The organism is Pseudomonas pudica, from assembly GCF_015680405.1.
Lineage (GTDB): Bacteria > Pseudomonadota > Gammaproteobacteria > Pseudomonadales > Pseudomonadaceae > Aquipseudomonas > Aquipseudomonas pudica.
In genome coordinates this window covers 23,588-43,214 of the sequence record NZ_JADLJS010000039.1, presented here as the reverse complement: position 1 = coordinate 43,214, position 19,627 = coordinate 23,588, and the positions used below count along the sequence as shown (strand labels likewise).

Sequence of the window (19,627 nt, the reverse complement as noted above, 5' to 3'; positions counted from 1 at the left end):
GGAACGGATTCAGCGCGAATTATGGCTGCACAACGGGTGCGAGCAAACACCCACGAACGACCTGCGTCACACTTCAGCGAACGCTCGCCAGTTCGTGACCACAAGCCAGGCAGTGGCTCAGCCATTCACCGAGGAACAAGTTGAGCTGGGCCTTTTCGTCCGGCTGGTGCATGGCCTCGTTCGGATACGGGTAGATGCTGCGCAGGCGCCGGGTGTGTTCGGCACTGACCACTTCGGCCATGCGCGCATCGTGGTACACCTGCACTTCCAGGTGCGGCACCGGCAACCAAGGCAGGCTGTGCTCCTGGCGCACGTGCAGGGTGGTGGTGTACGGGCAGGCCAGCACCACGTCGAGTACCAGCACACCGAGCATCTGATCGCCCTGGGTCATGCCGATGCGGCGCGAGCTTTGGGTGGTGCGCATGTCTGGCAACAGGCGCATCAGCCGGGCGTAGTTGGCCTCGCAGGCTGCCTGCAGCCCGACCAGGTCGACCCGATAACGCTCGCGCAGCAGGTTCACTTCCACATACCTCGTACTTCATCACGGTTCAGCGCCAGCCATTGCAGGCCGATGATGGTCGCCGCGTTGCAGATGCGCCCGTCGCGCACCGCCTGCATGGCATCCTCGAACGACCACACGCGCACGCGAATATCTTCGCCCTCTTCTTCCAGGCCATGCAGGCCGCCCGCCCCTTCGCTGCTGCAGCGTCCGAGGAACAGATGAACGTATTCGTCACTGCCGCCGGGCGACGGGAAGTAACGGGTCATCGGCCACAGGGCGCTGAAAGCCAGGCCGGCCTCTTCTTCGGCTTCGCGATGGGCGACTTCCTCGGGTTGCTCGTCCTTGTCGATAAGCCCGGCCACCATCTCGATCAGCCAAGGGTTGTCGACCTTGTCCAGCGCCCCCACACGGAACTGCTCGATCAGCACCACTTCATCGCGCAACGGGTCGTACGGCAGCACGCACACCGCATCATGGCGCACGAACAGTTCGCGGCTGATCTCGCGGCCCATGCCCCCGGCAAACAATTCGTGGCGCAGGCGTAGCTTGTCGAGCTTGTAAAAGCCCTGGAAGCAGTTGGCCCGCTCGATGATTTCGAAGCCCTTGGGCACTGAGTTCAACGCGTCTGACATGGAAATCCTCATTACCTCGAATACCGCATCGCGCCATCCTACTCTGCACGCCTGCCGGTTTCATCCCTTTCCGGCAACCGTTCGCGCACTCGGGACAGCGCGCCTCGTCTCTGTTAGCTTAGTGGCGAACTGAAGGCCGCGCAGACGGTCAAAGGCCGACTTTTCCCTGTTCTGCAAGGATCCTCATGACACTTGTCAAACTGACGTCCGTGGCTGTGCTGGCCCTGGCCCTGGGTGCCTGCCAAAGCCTGTTCACGCCCAACTACCGGGCGCCGCTCGAGGTCAAGCGTGATGCCTGGGAGCATGTCAAACCCGGCTGCAGTGAAAGCGACTGCCCGCTGGTGAACATCGACATGATCCACTTCCCGGCGTTGCCCAAGCTTGATGGCATCGTCGAGAAACGCCTGCTGCAACTGACCGAAGACAACCAGCGCGGCAACGCACCGGCCACACTGCAAGCCTACGAGCAGCAGTACCTGGCCAGTGCCGATAAGCGCAACAGCAGCTACCTGCAGGCCAAGGTACGCGAGCAGCATGACGGACTGGTGATCATCGAACTGTCCAGCTACCTGGACAGCGGCGGCGCCCACGGCATGCCCGGGCGTGGTTTCATCAACTATTCGCGCAAGCTGGACAAGGTGCTGACCCTGCAGGACATGCTGGTGCCTGGCCAGGAAGACACCTTCTGGAAAACCGTCGAGGAATCACACCGCGCCTGGCTGATCAGCGTAGGCATGGACAAGGACGCCGAGTTCATCAAGACCTGGCCGTTCAAGCAGTCGCCGCACATCGCCCTGACGTACGGCGCGGTGGTGGTCAAGTACGAGGTCTACTCCATCGCGCCCTACTCCATGGGCCACGTGGAGTTGAAGATCCCGTACCCACGCCTGAATGGCGTGCTCAAGCCCGAGCTGTTTCCCGGCCGCGGCTGAAGCTCAACAGCCCGTGCAGTAGCCCTGCCAGCAGCAATGCCGGCAGGGTCGCACCCAGGTCGGGCGCTTGCGCGGCGATCAGATGGTACGCGGCAACGCCCACCGCCCAGGCCAGCAGTGCCTGCCAATGCAAGCCATGCACCTGTACTGGCAAGCGGCGGCGACGGATCACGTAATGGTCCATCAATACCACACCGAACAGCGGTGCAAACACCGAGCCGATCAGCAGCAGGAAATTCTCGTACTGTGCCAGTGGCGCCAGCAGGGCGATCAGGGTGCACAGCACGCCAATGGCCAGCGCCAGGTGCTCGACCTTCAGGCGCACCAGCACACCGGTGGAAACGGCCGCCGAATGAATGTCGGCAAAAGCCTTTTCCGACTCGTCCAGCAGAATCAGCAGCAGTGGAATGCCCATGCCGGCGCCCGCCAAGGCCAGCAGCAGGGCGTTGGCTTCGCCACTGCCGGCGAAGGCCAAGGTGTAGCCCACGCCCAGGCTCATCAGCCAGGTGTTGCCGATGAAGTAGCCCACCACCGTACCGCCGAATACATGTTTGCCGTTACGGGCAAAACGCGAATAGTCGGCGATCAGCGGCAACCAGGACAGCGGCATGGCGATGGCGATATCGAAGCCCACGGCCAGCGACATCGAACCGTCACCGGCACGGTTCCACAGTACGGCCAGGTCGGCCTTGGCGAACAGGTTCCAGGTCAGCCACAGGCAAGCGCCCAGCAGCAGCCAGATGCCCCAGGTGCGCAGCACCTTGCGCACGAACGCCAGCGGCCCACCGACCGCGAGCAAGGTGGCCAGGGCGCCGAAGCACAGGGTCCAGAGCACAGGGCTGTTCCAGGCGCTGGCTTCGCCGAACACCCGCGCGCCCAGAAGGCTGGCGGCATCGCGCATCACGATGATCTCGAACGCGCCCCAGCCCACCAGTTGCAGCAGGTTGAGCAGCGCCGGCAAGCGCGCGCCGTGGCCCCCCAGGCTCAGCTTGAGCGTGCCCATGGCCGACAGGCCGGTATCGCTGCCAATGACACCGGCAGCCCCCAGCAACAGCACACCCACACCGGTGCCCAGAGCGATGGCCAGCACTGCGCCGGCAAGGCCCAGGCCAGGGGCGAGCATGGCGCCGACCTGCAGCACCATCAGGCCGATGCCGAGGGAGAACCATAGCGAGAACAGGTCGCGGGCGCCGAAGATACGCTGGGCGATTGGGACCGGGTGGTCGGGGGAGAATTGGCTGGGTGATGTCATGGTTGGCGCTCGCCGGCAATGTTGTTGGTGTTCCTGGCGAGGACTGCGTCCTCGTATCGCGACACAAGGCCGCTCCCACAAAAACCGCGCTGGCCTCAAGCCTTGCGCAGTCCCTGTGGGAGCGGCCTTGCGTCGCGAAAGGGCCGCAAAGCGGCCCCAGCGGTCTTAGACTTTGTGATACAGCTGGCTGCCTTCCTGGCGGAACCGCTCGGCCTGCTCACGCATGCCTTGCTCGACCGTCACATCCACGGTTTCGATCTTGGCAGCGTATTCACGCACTTCCTGGGTAATCTTCATCGAGCAGAACTTCGGCCCGCACATCGAGCAGAAGTGCGCAACCTTGGCCGATTCCTTCGGCAGGGTCTCGTCGTGGTAGGCACGGGCAGTGTCCGGGTCCAGGCCGAGGTTGAACTGGTCTTCCCAACGGAACTCGAAGCGTGCCTTGGACAAGGCGTTGTCACGAATCTGCGCACCCGGGTGGCCCTTGGCAAGGTCGGCGGCATGAGCGGCGATCTTGTAGGTGATGATGCCGGTCTTCACGTCATCCTTGTTCGGCAGGCCCAGGTGCTCCTTGGGCGTGACGTAGCAGAGCATGGCGCAACCGAACCAGCCGATCATCGCCGCACCAATGCCCGAGGTGATGTGGTCGTAGCCAGGAGCGATATCGGTGGTCAGCGGGCCGAGGGTGTAGAACGGCGCCTCGTCGCAGCACTCCAGCTGCTTGTCCATGTTTTCCTTGATCAGCTGCATCGGCACGTGGCCCGGGCCTTCGATCATGCACTGAACATCGTGCTTCCAGGCGATCTTGGTCAGCTCGCCGAGGGTTTCCAGCTCACCGAACTGCGCGGCATCGTTGGCGTCGGCAATCGAGCCGGGACGCAGGCCGTCGCCCAGCGAGAAGCTGACGTCGTACGCCTTCATGATTTCGCAGATTTCGTCGAAGTGGGTGTACAGGAAGTTTTCCTTGTGGTGCGCCAGGCACCACTTGGCCATGATCGAGCCACCACGGCTGACGATACCGGTGACGCGCTTGGCAGTCAGCGGTACATAACGCAGCAGCACACCAGCGTGGATGGTGAAGTAGTCCACGCCCTGCTCGGCCTGCTCGATCAGGGTGTCGCGGAACAGCTCCCAGGTCAGGTCTTCGGCCACGCCGTTGACCTTTTCCAGGGCCTGGTAGATCGGCACGGTACCAATCGGCACCGGCGAGTTGCGGATGATCCACTCACGGGTTTCGTGAATGTGCTTGCCGGTGGACAGGTCCATGACCGTGTCCGAACCCCAGCGGATACCCCAGGTCAGCTTGGCCACTTCTTCCTCGATAGAGGAACCCAGGGCGCTGTTGCCGATGTTGCCGTTGATCTTCACCAGGAAGTTGCGGCCGATGATCATCGGTTCCAATTCCGGGTGGTTGATGTTGGCCGGGATGATCGCGCGACCACGGGCGATTTCCTGGCGAACGAACTCGGGGGTGATTTCTTTCGGGATGTTGGCCCCAAAGCTGTGACCGGCGTGCTGCTCGTCGAGCAGGCCGGCGGCGCGCGCCTCTTGCAGCTTCATGTTTTCGCGAATGGCCACGTATTCCATCTCGGCGGTGATGATGCCCTGACGGGCATAGTGCATCTGCGAGACGTTGGCGCCGGCCTTGGCACGGCGCGGGTTGCGCACGTGGGCGAAACGCAGCTTGGCCAGTTCGGCATCGTTCAGGCGCTGCTGGCCGAAGTGCGAGCTCAGGCCGGCCAGGCGCTCGGTGTCACCGCGTGCTTCGATCCACGCCGAACGCACATCGGCCAGGCCCTTGCGCACATCGATGACAACGTTGGGGTCGGTATACGGGCCGGAAGTGTCGTAGACCAGCACAGGGGCATTGGACTCGCCACCGAAATCGGTCGGGGTGTCGTCCAGGCTGATTTCACGCATGGGCACGCGGATGTCCGGGCGCGAGCCTTCGACATACACCTTGCGCGAACGCGGGAACGGTTGCACGGACTGCTGATCGACTTGTGCCGATTCGCTGAGGTTGATCGCTTTTTCTTGTTTGGTCATCACAGGCTCTCCAGACGGCTTCCTAGCAGTGGAATGTCGGGGTGAACCTGAAAGGCGCGGACGCACCCTTGATGGGTGCAGTGCCGGATATGAGGGTGCCTGAAGCTGCATGCAGCTGTGACATTCCCGGACCTGGCACAAGAGGCTCCACGGGAAGGCGAGCAATCTTGTTCCCTACGCAGGCGCTAACCTGATCAGGTTCAACGGGATCCGCAACTTTGCGATCTCAGCCTTTGCTTCAAGGCACCCCGACAAGAACATGCGCAGTCTAGACTGGAGTGGTCGGCAAAGCCAAGCGGGTAAATACGCGGATGATGAAAGGCACTCGAGCGATTGTTGCCGGGGGCGCATGGCACTACACTGGCCCGTCGATCGATACTCAACAGTTCAGTAATTAAATTTCGTACAAGGATTGCCTCTATGCTGCGCAAACTCTCACTGGCGATAGCCGTGTCTTGTGCGTCCAACGGAGTGGTCTGGGCAGCGGACGTGCCCCAAACAGTCAAGACCGACCTGGTCAGCGTCTACCAGGAAGCGGTCGACAATAACGCTGACCTGGCTGCAGCCCGCGCCGATTACGGCGCCCGCCGTGAAGTGGTACCACAGGCTCGCGCCGGGTTGCTGCCTAACCTTTCGGCCGGTGCCGAAATGCTGAACACCCGCACCAAGCTGGACGAACCATCGGCCACCAGCAACCGCAGCGGCAATACCTGGAGTGCGACCCTGGCGCAACCTATCTTCCGCGCTGACCGCTGGTTCCAGTTGCAGGCGGCCGAGGCGGTCAACGAACAGGCGGCGCTGGAGCTGTCGGCGACCGAGCAGAACCTGATCCTGCAAACCGCGCAGAATTACTTCGCCGTGCTCCGTGCCCAGGACAACCTGGCCGCGACCAAGGCCGAGGAAGCTGCCTTCAAGCGCCAGCTGGACCAGTCCAACGAACGATTCGACGTCGGCCTCTCCGACAAGACCGACGTGCTGCAATCCCAGGCCAGCTACGACACGGCGCGGGCCAACCGGATCATTGCCGAGCGCCAGGTACAGGATGCCTTCGAGGCCCTGGTAACCCTGACCAACCGGGAATACACGTCGATTCAAGGCGTGGTCCATACCTTGCCGGTGCAGGTCCCTACACCCAACGACGCCAAGGCCTGGGTCGAAACCGCCGGGCGCCAGAACCTCAACCTGCTGGCCACCAACCACGCGGTCGTCGCTGCCGAGGAAACCCTGCGCCAGCGCAAGGCCGGCCATGCGCCGACCCTGGACGCGGTTGCCAAGTATCAGAAGGGTGACAACGACAACTTCGGTTTCACCAACCCCGCACCGGCCCCCGTTTCGCGCTATAGCGGCGACGTCGAGCAGACCAGCATCGGCCTGCAGTTGAACATCCCGATCTACAGCGGCGGCCTGACCAGTTCGCAGGTGCGCGAGGCCTACCAGCGCCTGAGCCAGAGCGAACAGCAGCGTGAAAGCCTGCGCCGCCAGGTGGTGGAAAACACCCGCAACCTGCACCGCGCGGTAAACACCGACGTGGAACAGGTGCAGGCGCGCAAGCAGTCGATCATCTCCAACCAGAGCGCGCTGGAAGCCACCGAGATCGGCTACCAGGTGGGTACCCGCAATATCGTCGACGTGCTTGACGCCCAACGTCAGCTGTACACCTCGGTGCGCGACTACAACAACAGCCGCTATGACTACATCCTCGACAACCTGAGCCTGAAGCAGGCGGCCGGCACCTTGAGCCCGCAGGACCTGCAGGACCTCAAGCGGTACCTGAAGCCGGACTACAACCCGGACAAGGACTTCCTGCCGCCGGACCTGGCGGCTGCAGCGGCAAAGAACTTCGAGCGTCGCCCCTGATATAGGGGTGGATTTTCCGCAGGGTGGGTTTCTTTTGATGGCCTCATCGCCGGCAAGCCAGCTCCCACAGGTTCTCCACTGGCCTTAAGCCTTGTGCAGTACTGTGGGAGCCGGCTTGCCGGCGATGAGGCCAGAAAACCCAACACAGAACTCAGCGGATAAGTGCACCCAGGCCATCGAGCAAGCGCTGCAACGCGCCCTGGTTGGCCCGCATCACCGCCCTGCCCGCTTCGCCAATGCGCTGTGCATCCTGCGGCAATTCGACCAACCGCCGCACCGCTTCGGCCAGCCCGTCGGCATCGTCCACCTGCTGCAGTGCCCCTGCCTCGCGCAGCATCGCGCTGATTTCGAGGAAGTTGAACACATGCGGCCCCATCAGCACCGGCAAGGCCAGCGCCGCGGGTTCAAGCGGGTTGTGCCCGCCGGTCGCCACCAGGCTGCCGCCGACGAAGGCAATGTCGGCCAGGGCATAGAGGAACAGCAGTTCGCCCATGGTATCGCCGAGCAAGACGCGAGTCTGTGCATCGACCGGCGTGCCGGCAGAGCGGCGCACGGTGGTGAACTGTTCGCTGCACAGCGTATGCACCGCAGCGAATCGCTCGGGGTGGCGCGGCACCAGAATCAGCAGGGCATCACCATGCACCTGCAACAATTGCCGATGTGCCTGCAGGATCAACGCATCTTCACCTTCGTGGGTGCTGGCGGCGATCCACACCGGGCGCTGTGCAGCCCCCCACTGTTCACGCAATGCCCTGGCACGCGGCAACAGTTGATCATCGATCTTCAGGTCGAACTTGATCGAACCGGTGACCTGCACGCACTCCGGACGCGCGCCCAGGTCACGAAAACGCTGAGCCTCGGTTTCGGTCTGCACGGCAATCAGACTCATCTCGGCCAGCATCGGCCGGGTCAGCCTGGCAAAACGCCCATAGCCACGAGCCGAGCGCTCAGACAAGCGTGCGTTGGCCAGCGCTACCGGAATGCCACGCTTCGCACACTGGTGGATGTGGTTGGGCCACAGCTCGGTTTCCATGATGATGCCCAGCTTCGGCTGCACATGGTCGAGAAAGCGCCCTGCCGCCCAGGGCAGGTCGTAGGGCAGGTAGCAATGCTGCACGCGCGGTTCGTCGGCGAACATGGCGCGAATGCGCTCGGAACCGGTCGGGGTCATGCAGGTAAGCGTAATCGGCAATTCCGGGTAGGCCTTGAGCAAGGCACGCACCATCGGCGCCGCCGCAATGCTCTCGCCCACCGATACCGCGTGCACCCAGATGCCGCCGCGGCGCATGGCCGGCAGGCTGAAGCCAAAGCGCTCGCCAATGCGTTGACCATAGGCCGGTGCCTTGCGCGCGCGTAGATACAGGCGCAGCGCAACCAGCGGCAGGCCCAGGTGAAACAACAAGGTATAGAGAGTTCTGTTCATGGCCGCGGAGTTTACCCGATCGCGCGCAGGTGCACCGCAAAGCGCTCGGCCAGCCACTGCGCGGCAGGCCCCAGTGGCTCGTCGCGGCGCCAGGCCAGCTCCACCACCAAGGCCGGTGGCTGCCACTCGCTGTCCAGTTCGACCATGTGCGCCTGATAGGTCGGGTACTGCACCACGTGTCGCGGCAGCCAGGCCCAGCCCAGGCCGCGCATCAGCAGTTCGGCCATGGCATAGAAGCTGTCGGCGCGCCATACCTGCGGGCTGATCGCTTCGCCGCCTGGGTAGCCGCTTTGCTGCGGGGCAATCAGCAATTGACGGTGGCGCGCCAGCTGCTGCCGGGTAACCCGGCCTTCGCCGGCGAGCGGGTGGCCGACCGCGCACACGGTGACCATTTCCACACTGCCCAGGGCGCGCCGCTCCAGCGAGGCCGGGATGCTCTCGTGGTGGAAGAACAGGCCAAGATCGGCGCGCCGCTCCACCAGCTTGCGCGCCACATCGCCCTGGGCACCGCTGGCCAGCTGCACCTCCAGAAACGGGTAGCGGCTGGCCAGCTCGTCGAGGCTGTCGATGACCGGCTGGTAGGGCATGGCTTCGTCCTGGGCGACCCGCAACAAGGCCTCCTGCCCGCGCATCAGCGCCAACGCACGGCCATCCAGCCGCTCGCACTGGCGCAACAGTTCACGGGCATCTTCCAGCAGGGCGCTGCCGTTCTCGGTCAGCTTGGGTTGCCGGCCGCTGCTGCGCTCGAACAAGGTGACCCCCAGGTCGGTTTCGAGCAGGGCGATCGCGCTGCTGATCGCCGACTGGGCCTTGCGCTGTTCGCGGGCCACGGCAGAGAACGAGCGCAGCTCCGCAACGCGCAGGAAGGTACGTAGCTGTTCAAGATTCCACTGCTCGGCCATCGACCTATCTCCCCTGGTGATAGGTAATGACTTTACCCCATCCAGGCAACGTCTAGAATGCCCGACCAGTTACCGGAGGAACCCGCCATGAATGCCTACACCTACCTCGCCATCGCCATCTGCGCCGAAGTCATCGCCACCGCTTCCATGAAAGCGGTGAAAGGCTTGAGCACGCCCTTGCCGTTGCTGCTGATGGTAGTTGGTTATGGCATTGCTTTCTGGATGCTGACCTTGGTTGTGCGCAGCATTCCGGTGGGGATCGCCTATGCCATCTGGTCGGGGCTGGGTATTGTGCTGATCAGTGTGGCGGCGCTGGTGATCTATGGGCAGAAGCTGGACGTTCCGGCGATGCTGGGCATGGCCATGATTGTGGGTGGAGTGGTGGTGATTCAGCTGTTTTCGAAAACGGCTGGGCATTGAGGCAGCCCGTACGGGCCTCATCGCCGGCAAGCCAGCTCTCACAGAGTGAATACAGGCCGCTGGGTCAATGCCATCCTGTGGGAGCTGGCTTGCCGGCGATAGGGCCATCACAGGTATACCCTGTATACTTGCCAGCTGTCCCAGTCTTCGAGGTACCGCCATGCCATCCGCCATTTCCACTGACGTGCTGATCGTTGGCGCCGGAGTCGCAGGCCTCTGGCTCAATGCCCGCCTGCGCCGGCTGGGCTACTCGACAGTACTGGTGGAACGCGCCAGCCTTGGCGGCGAGCAGACCATCAAGTCCCAAGGCATCATCCATGGCGGCACCAAGTACGCCCTGCACGGTGCCCTGACCGGCGCCTCGGAAGCCATCGCCGACATGCCGCGACGCTGGCGCGAAGCCCTGAGCGGCAGCGGCGAGCTGGATCTGACCCGCACTCGCCTGCTGTCCGACGCTCACTACCTGTGGTCACCAGGCACCCTGGCCGGCAACCTCACCAGCTTCTTCGCCAGCAAGGCCGTGCGCGGCCGGGTCGACCAGGTGAAGGGTGAGCAACTGCCACCGGCGCTGCAGGACCGCGCCTTCAAGGGCAAGGTCTATCGCCTGGCCGAACTGGTCATCGATGTACCCAGCCTGCTGGCCAACCTGGCCGAACTGGCAGGCGACAGCCTGCTGGCTGGTGAGCGCATCGAGCCACTGCGCGAGGGCGCCGACCTGGTCGGCCTGCGCGTCGACGAGCGCGACATCCGCGCCCAGCGCATCGTGCTCAGCGCCGGCGCCGGCACCGAAGAGCTGCTGCATGCCCTGGGCCTCAACCAGCCAGCCATGCAGACACGCCCGCTGCACATGGTGATGGCCAAGGGTGCCAACCTGAAACCGCTTTACGCCCATTGCCTGGGTGGCGGGCCAAAGCCCCGGGTGACGGTTACCACCCACCCGGCCGCCGATGGCCAGTGGGTCTGGTACCTGGGCGGCGACCTGGCCGAGGCCGATGGTGTTGCCCGCGAACCGGCTGCGCAAATTGCCGCGGCACAGAAAGAAATCGCCAGCCTGCTGCCATGGGTCGACCAGAGCCAGGTGCGCTGGGCCACCCTGCGGGTCAACCGTGCGGAACCGGCGCAATCGGGCCTGGTCCGCCCGGATAACGCCTTCCTCGCCGACCAGCAACGCCTGCTGGTCGGCTGGCCGACCAAGCTGGCCCTGGCACCGGACTTCAGCGACCGGGTCATCAGCCACCTGGAGCGCGACGGTATCCGCCCACAGGCGCAAGCCGACCTGGCCGACCTGCCACGCCCACCGCTGGGCGTACCGGCCTGGGAGCAACTGCTGCCATGAGCCTACCAACCCTGCACGACTTCCATCGCCCCTTGGGCAGCACCGGCCTCAAGGTTTCGCCGCTGGGCCTGGGCACGGTCAAGCTGGGGCGCGACCAGGGCGTGAAGTACCCCACCGGCTTCACCATCCCCGGCGATGACGAAGCCCGCCTGCTGCTGGCCCAGGCCCGCGAGCTGGGTATCAACCTGATCGACACCGCCCCGGCCTACGGCCGCAGCGAAGAGCGCTTGGGCCCGCTGCTGCGCGGCCAGCGCGATGAATGGGTGATCGTCAGCAAGGTTGGCGAAGAATTCGACAATGGCCAATCGCACTTCGATTTCAGCGCCGCCCACACCCGCCGTTCGGTAGAGCGCAGCCTGCAGCGCCTGGAAACCGACCGCATCGAGCTGGTGCTGGTGCATTCCGACGGCAACGACCTGGCCATCCTCGAACAGCAGGAGGTCTACCAGACCCTTGCCGAGCTCAAGCAGGAGGGCAAGATCCTCGGCTTCGGCCTTTCCGGCAAGACCGTCGCCGGCGGCCTGAAGGCGCTGGAGCAAGGCGATTGCGCCATGGTCACCTACAACCTCAACGAACAGGCAGAACGCCCAGTGCTGGACTACGCTGCCGAACACGGCAAGGCCATCCTGGTGAAGAAGGCCCTGGCCAGCGGGCATATCTGTCTGGCCCCGGGCGTTGACCCGGTGCAGGCCAGCTTCGAGCTGCTGTTCGCCCACCCGGGCGTCAGCAGTGCTATCGTCGGCACCATCAATCCGTTGCACCTGGCCCACAACGTGGCCACCGTCGCCCGTATTCTGGGCCAGCATTGAGTTGCCCCAGGCCCACGGGCCCGGACTGACCCGACGCAAGGAGGAGCCTCGTGGCGCGAACGCTGATCCGCAAGAACCCGAGTAACTTCAAGACATTGCCGCTGCATGTCGAGGCCACGCCCGAAGGGCTGATCTACCAGAGCATCGGCATGCCGCTGAACTTCGCCCAGATCCAACAACGGCGCAAGGCCATCCAGCTGCCCGACGTGCAGCGCTTCGTGGTCGAACTGGCCAACCTGGGCGTGTCGGTGCGGCTGACCCTGCATTGGCAGAACCGCGATTACTGGGTGCTGGTACGTCAGCGCCGGCAAGACCGTGGTGATGTAGTACTGAAACTGATTTCCGGCTATGTGCCGGCGCAGGAGCTGAACCTGCCATTGCACACGGCCGTGCAGGAAGTGGCCGAGGAATGCCTGCTGGAAACCCCGGAAGGCTGGCTGGGTGGGCGCTTCAACGAAACCTGGTTGCCGGTGCCCTACGCTGCCGCCCTGCACTACCGCGAAACGCCGCATTTCGTGCTGGCCCCGGAGTCCGGTGCCGCCCGCCCGGTTCACTGCGGCAAGCTGATGCTGCTGGAACGACCACGGGCGTATGTGCACTTGCCAACCGCCTCATTGCAACTGATCTATGACATGCGTTTGCAGGTACCTCGGGACGCCAAGAAGCTCAGCCTGTTCCACGTTGATGAGCGGCTGGAGGGCGACCAACTGGTGGCGCGACTCAACCGCAAACGGCCAGACCTTTACCTGATGCCGTTGGAGGAAGGCCAGCCGCTGGCTGAGCTGTATACCCTGAAGAAGGATGAACTGGTGCCGGCGAGCACGCGCGGGCTCTACCTGGCCGAAAGTTTTGCACGGCAAGAGGGCTGGGTGGTCACGGACGAGCGGGTGCGCTGGAAGGATTGGGTGAAGCAGCAGGGGTTGGTGGAGAGCAAGCCGGTGCGGGCGTCACATCTGCAGCGGTTTGGAGACAAGGCGCGGGAACTGCTGGAGCGGGCGCGTACTTCACTACACAAGTAAGATTCCGAGGCCTGCGCCGCCCCTGCAGGAGCAGCCTTGTGCTGCGAAGAGGCCGGTAGAGCCAAAGAAACACTTTTGCCCTACCGGCCTCTTCGCAGCACAAGGCTGCTCCTACAGGTAATGAGGCAGCCTCAGAGGTTCGATCAGTTCTTGCGAATCTTCTCGACGATCGCCGTGGTCGAGCTGTTTTCGACCAGCCCCAGCACCTTCACGGTACCGCCATAGGCCTTGACGATATCGGCACCCACCACCTGGTCGATACCATAGTCGCCACCCTTGACCAGCACGTCCGGCTTGACCTGGCTCAGCAGGTTCTCCGGAGTGCCCTCGGGGAAGCTGATGACCCAGTCCACCGCCCCCAACCCGGCCAGTACGGCCATGCGCCGGTCGACGCTGTTGATGGGCCGGCCCGGGCCTTTCAGGCGGCTGACCGAGGCATCGTCGTTGACCGCGACGATCAGCCGATCGCCCTGGGCCCGCGCCTGCTCCAGATAGGTGACATGCCCGGCATGCAGGATGTCGAAGCAGCCGTTGGTGAAGACGATCTTCTCTTTGTGAGCCCGTGCGTCGTCGATGGCCAGCAGCAGTTGCTCAAGGCCCAGCACGCCGCGCTCGGAGCCTTCCTCACGCTGGATCGCCCGGCGCAGTTCGGGAGCACTGATCGCAGCCGTACCCAGCTTGCCAACCACGATGCCCGCCGCCAGGTTGGCCAGGGCCACCGCATGGGGCAGGTCCTCGCCGGCAGCGATGGCCGCGGCGAGGGTGGAGATGACGGTATCACCGGCACCGGTCACATCGAACACTTCACGGGCCCGTGCCGGCAGGTGCAGCGCCGGCTGGCCGCTGCGCAACAGGGTCATGCCGTGCTCGCCACGGGTCACCAGCAAGGCGCCCAGGTCCAAGTCTTGAAGCAGCTGCAAGCCCTTGGCGACCAGCTCGGCCTCATCGGCGCAACGGCCGACGATGGTCTCGAACTCGCTGAGGTTGGGAGTGATCAGGCTGGCGCCACGGTATATGGAAAAGTCCTTGCCCTTGGGGTCGGCCAGCACCGGAATGCCCTTGGCCCGCGCCGCCTGGATCAGGCTCTGGTGGTTTTTCAGTGCGCCCTTGCCGTAGTCGGAAAGGACCAGCACCTTGACGCCCTCGAGCAGGCTGTCGACCTCCGCACCCAGCGACAACGGGTCGGTGGCGAACGGTTCCTCGAAATCGATGCGCAGCAACTGCTGGTGACGGCTCATGACCCGCAGCTTGACGATGGTCGGCTGGTGCGCGATGCGCTGGAACACCGAGCGCACGCCTGCAGCCTGCAGGCTGTTGGCCAGGCTGTCGGCAGCCTCGTCCTGGCCAGTGACGCCAATCAGCGAAGCCGGTGCGCCCAGGGCGGCGATGTTCAAGGCAACGTTGGCCGCGCCGCCGGGGCGATCCTCGATCTGATCGACCTTGACCACCGGGACTGGCGCTTCAGGCGAGATACGCGAAGTACCGCCATGCCAGTAGCGGTCGAGCATGACATCGCCGACCACCAGTACCGGGGCTTGATCGAAACGCGGCATGGACAACTTCATGGGCAACCCATATGGAAATAATGAACAGGGGCAGGATATTAGCACAGGGTAGACGACGGCTTTATGGCCAGATCACCCCAGGAAAATTCCCGTGACAATGGGGGCCGCAATGGCCCCGATCAACGAGGGTTCAGGTGATATCGGCCTTGGCCGGCTCATCCAGCCCCATGGCATGCAGGCGGGCATAATGGCCATTGGCCGCAAGCAGCTCGGCATGGGTGCCGCGCTCGACAAGGCGCCCTTGGTCCATGACCAAGATCTGGTCGGCCTTTTCGATGGTCGACAGGCGGTGGGCGATCACCAGCGTTGTACGGCCCTGCATCACATGGTCCAGGGCAGCCTGGATATGCCGCTCGGACTCGGTATCCAGCGCCGAGGTGGCCTCGTCGAGGATCAGCAGAGGCGCGTTCTTCAGCAGTGCCCGGGCGATGGCCAGGCGCTGGCGCTGGCCGCCGGAGAGCAGCACGCCGTTTTCACCCACTTCGGTATCGAAGCCTTTTGGCAGCCGGTCGATGAACTCCTTGGCGTAGGCATCAGCCGCAGCGGCTTCTATGTCGGCGCGGGGGGCGCCGGCCAGGTCGCCATAGGCGATGTTGTTGGCCACGGTATCGTTGAACAGGGTGACATGCTGGGTCACCTGCGAAACATGGCGGCGCAGGTTGCGCAGGCGATAGTTCTCTATCTCCACGCCATCGAGCAGGATCTGTCCCTGGTCGTGGTGATAGAAGCGCGGGATAAGCGCTGCCAGAGTCGACTTGCCGCTGCCAGAGCGGCCGACCAGTGCAATCATCTGCCCTGGCTCGGCGACGAAGCTGATATCGCTCAGCACTTCACGCTCGGTACCTGGGTAGGTGAAGCTCAGGTTGCGCACTTCCAGGCGCCCTTCCACCCGCTCCTTCTCGACGGTACCGCTGTCCACTTCAGGTGCTTCGTCCAGTTGCTCGAAGATGCTCTCGGCACCGGCCAGGCCCTTCTGGATGGTCGAGCTGACTTCCGAAAGCTGACGAATCGGCTTTGGCAACAGGCCGGCGGCCGTAATGTAAGCCACCAGATCACCGGCAGTGGAATCACCGCGCAGGAACAGCACCAGGAACATCAGCGCGGCCATGGCGGTGTAGATCACCAGTTGCAGCATCGGCGTGTACAGCGAGCCGGTCTTGGTCATTTGCAGCTGCTTGTCGGTGTTGCTCTGGCTGGCCTTGCCGAAACGCTGCTCTTCGTAGGCCTCACCGCCAAAGCTGCGCACCACGCGGTAGCCCTGGATAGTTTCCGAGGCAACGTGGGTGACGTCGCCCATGGCCACCTGGATCTTCTTGCTCTGCTTGCGGAATTTCTTGCTGGCGACGCTGACCATCACTGCGATCACTGGCAGGATGGCGACCATCACCAGCGTCAGGTGCCAGTTCATCCACAGCAGGTAGCCGAACAGGAAAACCACGGTCAGGCCTTCTCGGATCACCACCTTGATCGCATCGGTGGCGGCACCGGTGACCATGGTCACGTTGAAGGTGATGCGCGAAATCAGGTGCCCGGAGTTGTGGTTGTCGAAGTAGCGGTTAGGCAGCACCAGCAGCTTGTTGAAGAGTTCCACACGCAGGTCGTGCACCAGGCACAGGGAAACCTTGGCCAGGAAATAGTTGCCGAGGAACGAACCCAGGCCCTGCCACGCGGCGATCAGGATGATCAGCAGCGGTACAGCCTGCAGCAGTTGCAGGTCGCGCAGGTAGGGGACGTTGGGGAACAACACTGCTTCAGGGTTGCTCAGCCCATCAACGAAATACTTCAGAATCCCGGCCAGCATCGGCTGGGTCGAAGCAAAGATCACGAAACCGATGATGCTCAGCAGGAAAATGCCGACATAGGGTTTCACATAGCTCAGCAGCCGGAAGTAGATCTTCAGGCTGGAGGTGTGTTCCGCCGGTCGCGGTGTTTCGGCCATTATCAAGCTCGCTGTTCAGGTTGAACCGGAAATTTTACCACAGGCATCATTTTCGGCACTCCCCCATGGCAGCAACATGGCCAGGCCCACTGGCAGCCAGCTGATGAACCATTCGGCACGTGGCGTACCGGTGAGGCTGGCGGCATCGAACTGCATGGCCAGGGTGGAGTACACCCAGAAACCGAGCAGGATCTTGCCGAACAACGTGCCACGTGCGCGGACGATTTCGCCGAAGGTGTACAGCCACACCATGACCCACAGCAGCATCCCGGGCAGGCCCATCTCCACTGCGATGTGAGTGAACATGTTGTGGGTGTGGTCGAAGTGCTTGCCCACTGCACTCACGTCGTAGGCAGCACCCAAACCAAGGCCGGTCCAGGGATGTGCGGCGATCATGTCGACTACGGCATGGAATATTTCCGGTCGGTAGGACGAGCCGCGCTTGGCGATCAGGTCGTAAACAAAATAGAAGGCCAGACAGGTGGCGATGGCCGCCAGCACGGCAAACACCCGGCTGTGGCGGTCACGGAACCACAACGGGGCCAGGATCACGGTGAGCACCAGGGCCAGGATTGCCCCACGGCTCTGGCTGAGCATGGCAAACAACCCCAAGCACACCAGCGCCACCAGCCACAACAACTGCAGGGCACGTTGCCGCGGCGGCTCGTAAAGCAGGAAAAGCACGGCTGCACCGATGACATAGGCACCCAGGATCGGGTGCGATATTTCGCCGATGCCCTCCAGGCGGGCCAGCAAAGGCATGCCCAGCACGCCGTAGAAATGGATGACCGAAACCATCGCGGCAACGGCCAGCAAGGCACTTCCGGCCAGCAGCAGCTGACGTATGCGGACCTGGCCAAGCTGGCCCAGCAGCGGGAACGCCAGCAGGAACACCAGGATGTAGAGCAGGCGCTTGGCCTCGCGCCCCGGGTTTTCCGCGGCCGACCAGACAAGACTGAGCCCGCTCCACGCCAGCAGCAACAACACACTCCCCCACAAGGCCGGCTGACGCCGCCAGGCCTGCACTATTACTTGCCTTGCGGACCACGCCATTACCAGCGTCGGCAACCACAGGAACAGCACCAGACCTTGTTGATAGACCTTGTTGCTCGGTGCCAGGGCGATAGCTGCCAGAAACCAGACCAGGCCAAACCCCAACCAGGCTCGCGCCCAGTTTTTTTGATACAACATCCTTTCCCCCGATGAATCAAAGACACCATCCAATGGTGCTACAACATTATTTTCGGCATTATTGCCGGTCATTCCGTTCGCCCGACGACAAGGCTCTATTCATGCAATGCTCCCGGCTCCCCCAGGTCGACTTCGATCAGCTGACAAAAGGCGCACAGGTGCTTGAGGCAGATAGCCATGGCGCCAAAGTCTACCTGCTCGCGGATGGTAATTTCCTCAAGGTTTTTCGTAGGAAGCGGCTGATTTCATCTGCACTGCTGCGCCCGTACTCACAGCGCTTCGTCGACAACGCCGCACGCCTTGCACAATTGGGCATCCCCACCCTGAAGGTTATCAGCCAGCACAAGCTCGACCTGCCAGGGCGTACCGCCGTGCTGTACCGCCCGCTGCCAGGGCGCACCTTGTTGCAGATGTCGCGCGATGAAGGTTTCAGCTGGGGGGCCTACCTGCCGCGCCTGATCGAACTGATCCGCCAACTGCATCGCAGCGGCGTGTACTTCCGCTCGTTGCACCTGGGTAATGTGGTGGTCACCCCCGACCAGCAGCTGGGCCTGATCGACGTGGCCGACATGCGCTTCCTGCGCCCGCCGCTGTCGGCGCGCATGATTCGGCGCAATGTGCAGCATATGGTGCGCTACATCGAGCGGGAGAACCTGGGCGACCGCTTCCCCCTTGCCGCCTTCGAGGCAGCCCTGCTGGCGCGCTGAGCGTCAACTGCGCAGCAGGCTCTGCGAGCCGCTGCAGAATGCCTGCCAGGCTTGCTCCGGGGCCAGCGCCTGGCGTTGCCGGGCGGCTACCGCCGGGGCACTGAGCGCCGCACATCGCTCGATAGCCTCGGCCCAGGCATTTTCATTGGCAATGGGCAGGTAGCCACCGGTGTCCTGCAACTGCTCGCGGAACACCTGCAGGTCGCTGCACACCACCGGCACGTCGGCCATGACCGCCTCCTGCACCACCAGCCCCAGGCCTTCGGAGCGCGAAGGCACCAATAGCCAGTCGAATGCCCGGTACAACTGCTGCAGGTCGTCGCGGTGACCGCTCAGGTGAACACGCCCGGCCAAGCCCAGCGCGTCGATACGAGCCTGCAGCACCGCACGCAGAGGCCCTTCGCCAATGATTGCCAATTGCAGGCCCGACTGGCGCGCACTGGCCTTGGCGAACGCCTCGATCAACATCTCGAAACCTTTGCTCTCCACCAGTCGCCCGACCGCGCCCAGCATGACCCCGGCCACCTGTTGCAACTGCAGGGCCTGCCTGGCCGCATCCCGGCTCAACAACGGCTCGGCGAACGCCAGCGGGTCAAGGGCCATGCGCAAGGTCTGCACCGGCCTGCCAAGATCGTGTTCGAGTGATGTGGCAAGCGTCTGCGAAACGGCGGCGATGCTCAGCCGCTCGGCCGGGAACATACGCAGCAGGCGAACGTCACCGGCACTCAGGCGCGTCTTGCCGTGAAACAGCACCTTGGCACGCAACTGCGGAACCTGCTGCAACAACGGCAACACCAATCGCGCCACACCGACACCATCGAGCAGCACGACTTCAGCCTGGGCCTCGTTCAGCGCCTTGCGCAAGCGCATACGCAACCATGGGCGCAACAGGCGCCAGAAGTGCCGCCCTTTCAGCGCCCGTGACGGCATATGCCACTCCCGGGTCGAGCCAAGCCCACAGCAGAGGCCGCTACCCAGCAGCAACCAGTTACTGATCCGGGCATCGGCACCCGCGTGCGACAGTACCTGCCGATGTACCTTGTGGATGGACATGTACGGCGTTCCACCCGCCCACATCATATTGACTATGTTCAT

17 protein-coding genes and 1 riboswitch are annotated in these 19,627 nt (G+C 63.5%); of the genes, 7 read left to right on the top strand and 10 right to left on the bottom strand.

The window, feature by feature from the left end; all coding sequences use genetic code 11:
* Positions 1 to 73 precede the first annotated feature (73 nt).
* Together IRZ77_RS21450 and IRZ77_RS21445 are read right to left on the bottom strand one after the other, a co-directional pair.
* Positions 74 to 526: a DUF1249 domain-containing protein gene (locus IRZ77_RS21450; protein ID WP_016501905.1), complete on the bottom strand. Its 453-nt coding sequence runs from the start codon at positions 524 to 526 to the stop codon at positions 74 to 76.
* Positions 517 to 1,134, bottom strand: a complete 618-nt coding sequence (locus IRZ77_RS21445) for an NUDIX domain-containing protein (protein ID WP_015272022.1) — start codon at positions 1,132 to 1,134, stop codon at positions 517 to 519. The genes IRZ77_RS21450 and IRZ77_RS21445 overlap by 10 nt, the downstream gene beginning before the upstream one ends.
* Before the next feature lie 185 nt (positions 1,135 to 1,319).
* On the opposite strand from IRZ77_RS21445, the gene IRZ77_RS21440 reads away from it, so the two are divergent.
* A complete protein-coding gene (locus tag IRZ77_RS21440) occupies positions 1,320 to 2,066 on the top strand; it encodes an RsiV family protein (RefSeq protein WP_046613356.1) in 747 nt (248 codons plus the stop codon).
* On the opposite strand, the gene cytX is transcribed toward IRZ77_RS21440, so the two are convergent.
* Both cytX and thiC read right to left on the bottom strand, forming a co-directional pair.
* On the bottom strand, positions 2,035 to 3,318 hold the full coding sequence (gene cytX / locus IRZ77_RS21435) for a putative hydroxymethylpyrimidine transporter CytX (protein ID WP_196174399.1): 1,284 nt from the start codon (positions 3,316 to 3,318) through the stop codon (positions 2,035 to 2,037). The two genes, IRZ77_RS21440 and cytX, sit on opposite strands and share 32 nt — an antisense overlap.
* A gap of 165 nt (positions 3,319 to 3,483) precedes the next feature.
* Positions 3,484 to 5,364, bottom strand: a complete 1,881-nt coding sequence (thiC, locus tag IRZ77_RS21430) for a phosphomethylpyrimidine synthase ThiC (protein WP_046613359.1) — start codon at positions 5,362 to 5,364, stop codon at positions 3,484 to 3,486.
* A gap of 154 nt (positions 5,365 to 5,518) precedes the next feature.
* Positions 5,519 to 5,625, bottom strand: a riboswitch (TPP riboswitch).
* A gap of 159 nt (positions 5,626 to 5,784) precedes the next feature.
* Here thiC and IRZ77_RS21425 point away from each other — a divergent pair.
* On the top strand, positions 5,785 to 7,221 hold the full coding sequence (locus IRZ77_RS21425; RefSeq protein ID WP_046613360.1) for a TolC family outer membrane protein: 1,437 nt from the start codon (positions 5,785 to 5,787) through the stop codon (positions 7,219 to 7,221).
* A 151-nt stretch (positions 7,222 to 7,372) separates the two neighbouring features.
* Here the strand turns inward: IRZ77_RS21425 and waaA are convergent, their stop codons facing one another.
* Both waaA and IRZ77_RS21415 read right to left on the bottom strand, forming a co-directional pair.
* Positions 7,373 to 8,644, bottom strand: coding sequence for a lipid IV(A) 3-deoxy-D-manno-octulosonic acid transferase (waaA, locus tag IRZ77_RS21420; protein WP_153671361.1), 1,272 nt, complete (start codon positions 8,642 to 8,644; stop codon positions 7,373 to 7,375).
* A gap of 11 nt (positions 8,645 to 8,655) precedes the next feature.
* Positions 8,656 to 9,546: a LysR family transcriptional regulator gene (locus IRZ77_RS21415; RefSeq protein ID WP_153671362.1), complete on the bottom strand. Its 891-nt coding sequence runs from the start codon at positions 9,544 to 9,546 to the stop codon at positions 8,656 to 8,658.
* 87 nt (positions 9,547 to 9,633) lie between these two features.
* On the opposite strand from IRZ77_RS21415, the gene IRZ77_RS21410 reads away from it, so the two are divergent.
* The 4 genes from IRZ77_RS21410 (at position 9,634) to IRZ77_RS21395 (ending at position 13,130) form a co-directional block, all read left to right on the top strand.
* Positions 9,634 to 9,966, top strand: coding sequence for a DMT family transporter (locus IRZ77_RS21410; protein ID WP_008095055.1), 333 nt, complete (start codon positions 9,634 to 9,636; stop codon positions 9,964 to 9,966).
* 160 nt (positions 9,967 to 10,126) lie between these two features.
* Positions 10,127 to 11,302 carry an NAD(P)/FAD-dependent oxidoreductase gene (locus tag IRZ77_RS21405; protein WP_046613364.1) on the top strand — a complete coding sequence of 392 codons (1,176 nt, stop codon included), beginning with the start codon at positions 10,127 to 10,129 and terminating at the stop codon, positions 11,300 to 11,302.
* Positions 11,299 to 12,111 carry an aldo/keto reductase gene (locus tag IRZ77_RS21400; RefSeq protein ID WP_108480764.1) on the top strand — a complete coding sequence of 271 codons (813 nt, stop codon included), beginning with the start codon at positions 11,299 to 11,301 and terminating at the stop codon, positions 12,109 to 12,111. Before IRZ77_RS21405 ends, IRZ77_RS21400 begins: the two co-directional genes overlap by 4 nt.
* A gap of 50 nt (positions 12,112 to 12,161) precedes the next feature.
* Positions 12,162 to 13,130, top strand: coding sequence for a hypothetical protein (locus IRZ77_RS21395; RefSeq protein WP_046613366.1), 969 nt, complete (start codon positions 12,162 to 12,164; stop codon positions 13,128 to 13,130).
* A 143-nt stretch (positions 13,131 to 13,273) separates the two neighbouring features.
* On the opposite strand, the gene hldE is transcribed toward IRZ77_RS21395, so the two are convergent.
* From hldE to IRZ77_RS21380, 3 genes are all read right to left on the bottom strand, one after another.
* Positions 13,274 to 14,695: a bifunctional D-glycero-beta-D-manno-heptose-7-phosphate kinase/D-glycero-beta-D-manno-heptose 1-phosphate adenylyltransferase HldE gene (gene hldE / locus IRZ77_RS21390; RefSeq protein ID WP_013974472.1), complete on the bottom strand. Its 1,422-nt coding sequence runs from the start codon at positions 14,693 to 14,695 to the stop codon at positions 13,274 to 13,276.
* 130 nt (positions 14,696 to 14,825) lie between these two features.
* Entirely contained in the window at positions 14,826 to 16,634 is a 1,809-nt protein-coding gene (gene msbA, locus IRZ77_RS21385; RefSeq protein ID WP_085599762.1) for a lipid A export permease/ATP-binding protein MsbA, read from the bottom strand.
* 15 nt (positions 16,635 to 16,649) lie between these two features.
* Positions 16,650 to 17,825 carry an O-antigen ligase family protein gene (locus IRZ77_RS21380; protein ID WP_085599764.1) on the bottom strand — a complete coding sequence of 392 codons (1,176 nt, stop codon included), beginning with the start codon at positions 17,823 to 17,825 and terminating at the stop codon, positions 16,650 to 16,652.
* Between the two features lie 101 nt (positions 17,826 to 17,926).
* Here IRZ77_RS21380 and IRZ77_RS21375 point away from each other — a divergent pair, with 101 nt between their 5' ends.
* A complete protein-coding gene (locus IRZ77_RS21375; protein ID WP_108480765.1) occupies positions 17,927 to 18,532 on the top strand; it encodes a serine/threonine-protein kinase in 606 nt (201 codons plus the stop codon).
* Positions 18,533 to 18,535: 3 nt separating this feature from the next.
* Here the strand turns inward: IRZ77_RS21375 and IRZ77_RS21370 are convergent, their stop codons facing one another.
* Positions 18,536 to 19,627 carry a glycosyltransferase gene (locus IRZ77_RS21370; protein WP_046613371.1) on the bottom strand — a complete coding sequence of 364 codons (1,092 nt, stop codon included), beginning with the start codon at positions 19,625 to 19,627 and terminating at the stop codon, positions 18,536 to 18,538.

Bases quoted from the DNA above. Each gene is read 5' to 3' on its own strand.
- IRZ77_RS21445 (WP_015272022.1), bottom strand. From the start codon at position 1,134: ATGTCAGACGCGTTGAACTCAGTGCCCAAGGGCTTCGAAATCATCGAG.
- IRZ77_RS21440 (WP_046613356.1), top strand. From the start codon at position 1,320: ATGACACTTGTCAAACTGACGTCCGTGGCTGTGCTGGCCCTGGCCCTG.
- cytX (WP_196174399.1), bottom strand. From the start codon at position 3,318: ATGACATCACCCAGCCAATTCTCCCCCGACCACCCGGTCCCAATCGCC.
- thiC (WP_046613359.1), bottom strand. From the start codon at position 5,364: ATGACCAAACAAGAAAAAGCGATCAACCTCAGCGAATCGGCACAAGTC.
- IRZ77_RS21425 (WP_046613360.1), top strand. From the start codon at position 5,785: ATGCTGCGCAAACTCTCACTGGCGATAGCCGTGTCTTGTGCGTCCAAC.
- waaA (WP_153671361.1), bottom strand. From the start codon at position 8,644: ATGAACAGAACTCTCTATACCTTGTTGTTTCACCTGGGCCTGCCGCTG.
- IRZ77_RS21415 (WP_153671362.1), bottom strand. From the start codon at position 9,546: ATGGCCGAGCAGTGGAATCTTGAACAGCTACGTACCTTCCTGCGCGTT.
- IRZ77_RS21410 (WP_008095055.1), top strand. From the start codon at position 9,634: ATGAATGCCTACACCTACCTCGCCATCGCCATCTGCGCCGAAGTCATC.
- IRZ77_RS21405 (WP_046613364.1), top strand. From the start codon at position 10,127: ATGCCATCCGCCATTTCCACTGACGTGCTGATCGTTGGCGCCGGAGTC.
- IRZ77_RS21400 (WP_108480764.1), top strand. From the start codon at position 11,299: ATGAGCCTACCAACCCTGCACGACTTCCATCGCCCCTTGGGCAGCACC.
- hldE (WP_013974472.1), bottom strand. From the start codon at position 14,695: ATGAAGTTGTCCATGCCGCGTTTCGATCAAGCCCCGGTACTGGTGGTC.
- msbA (WP_085599762.1), bottom strand. From the start codon at position 16,634: ATGGCCGAAACACCGCGACCGGCGGAACACACCTCCAGCCTGAAGATC.
- IRZ77_RS21380 (WP_085599764.1), bottom strand. From the start codon at position 17,825: ATGTTGTATCAAAAAAACTGGGCGCGAGCCTGGTTGGGGTTTGGCCTG.
- IRZ77_RS21375 (WP_108480765.1), top strand. From the start codon at position 17,927: ATGCAATGCTCCCGGCTCCCCCAGGTCGACTTCGATCAGCTGACAAAA.
- IRZ77_RS21370 (WP_046613371.1), bottom strand. From the start codon at position 19,627: ATGAACATAGTCAATATGATGTGGGCGGGTGGAACGCCGTACATGTCC.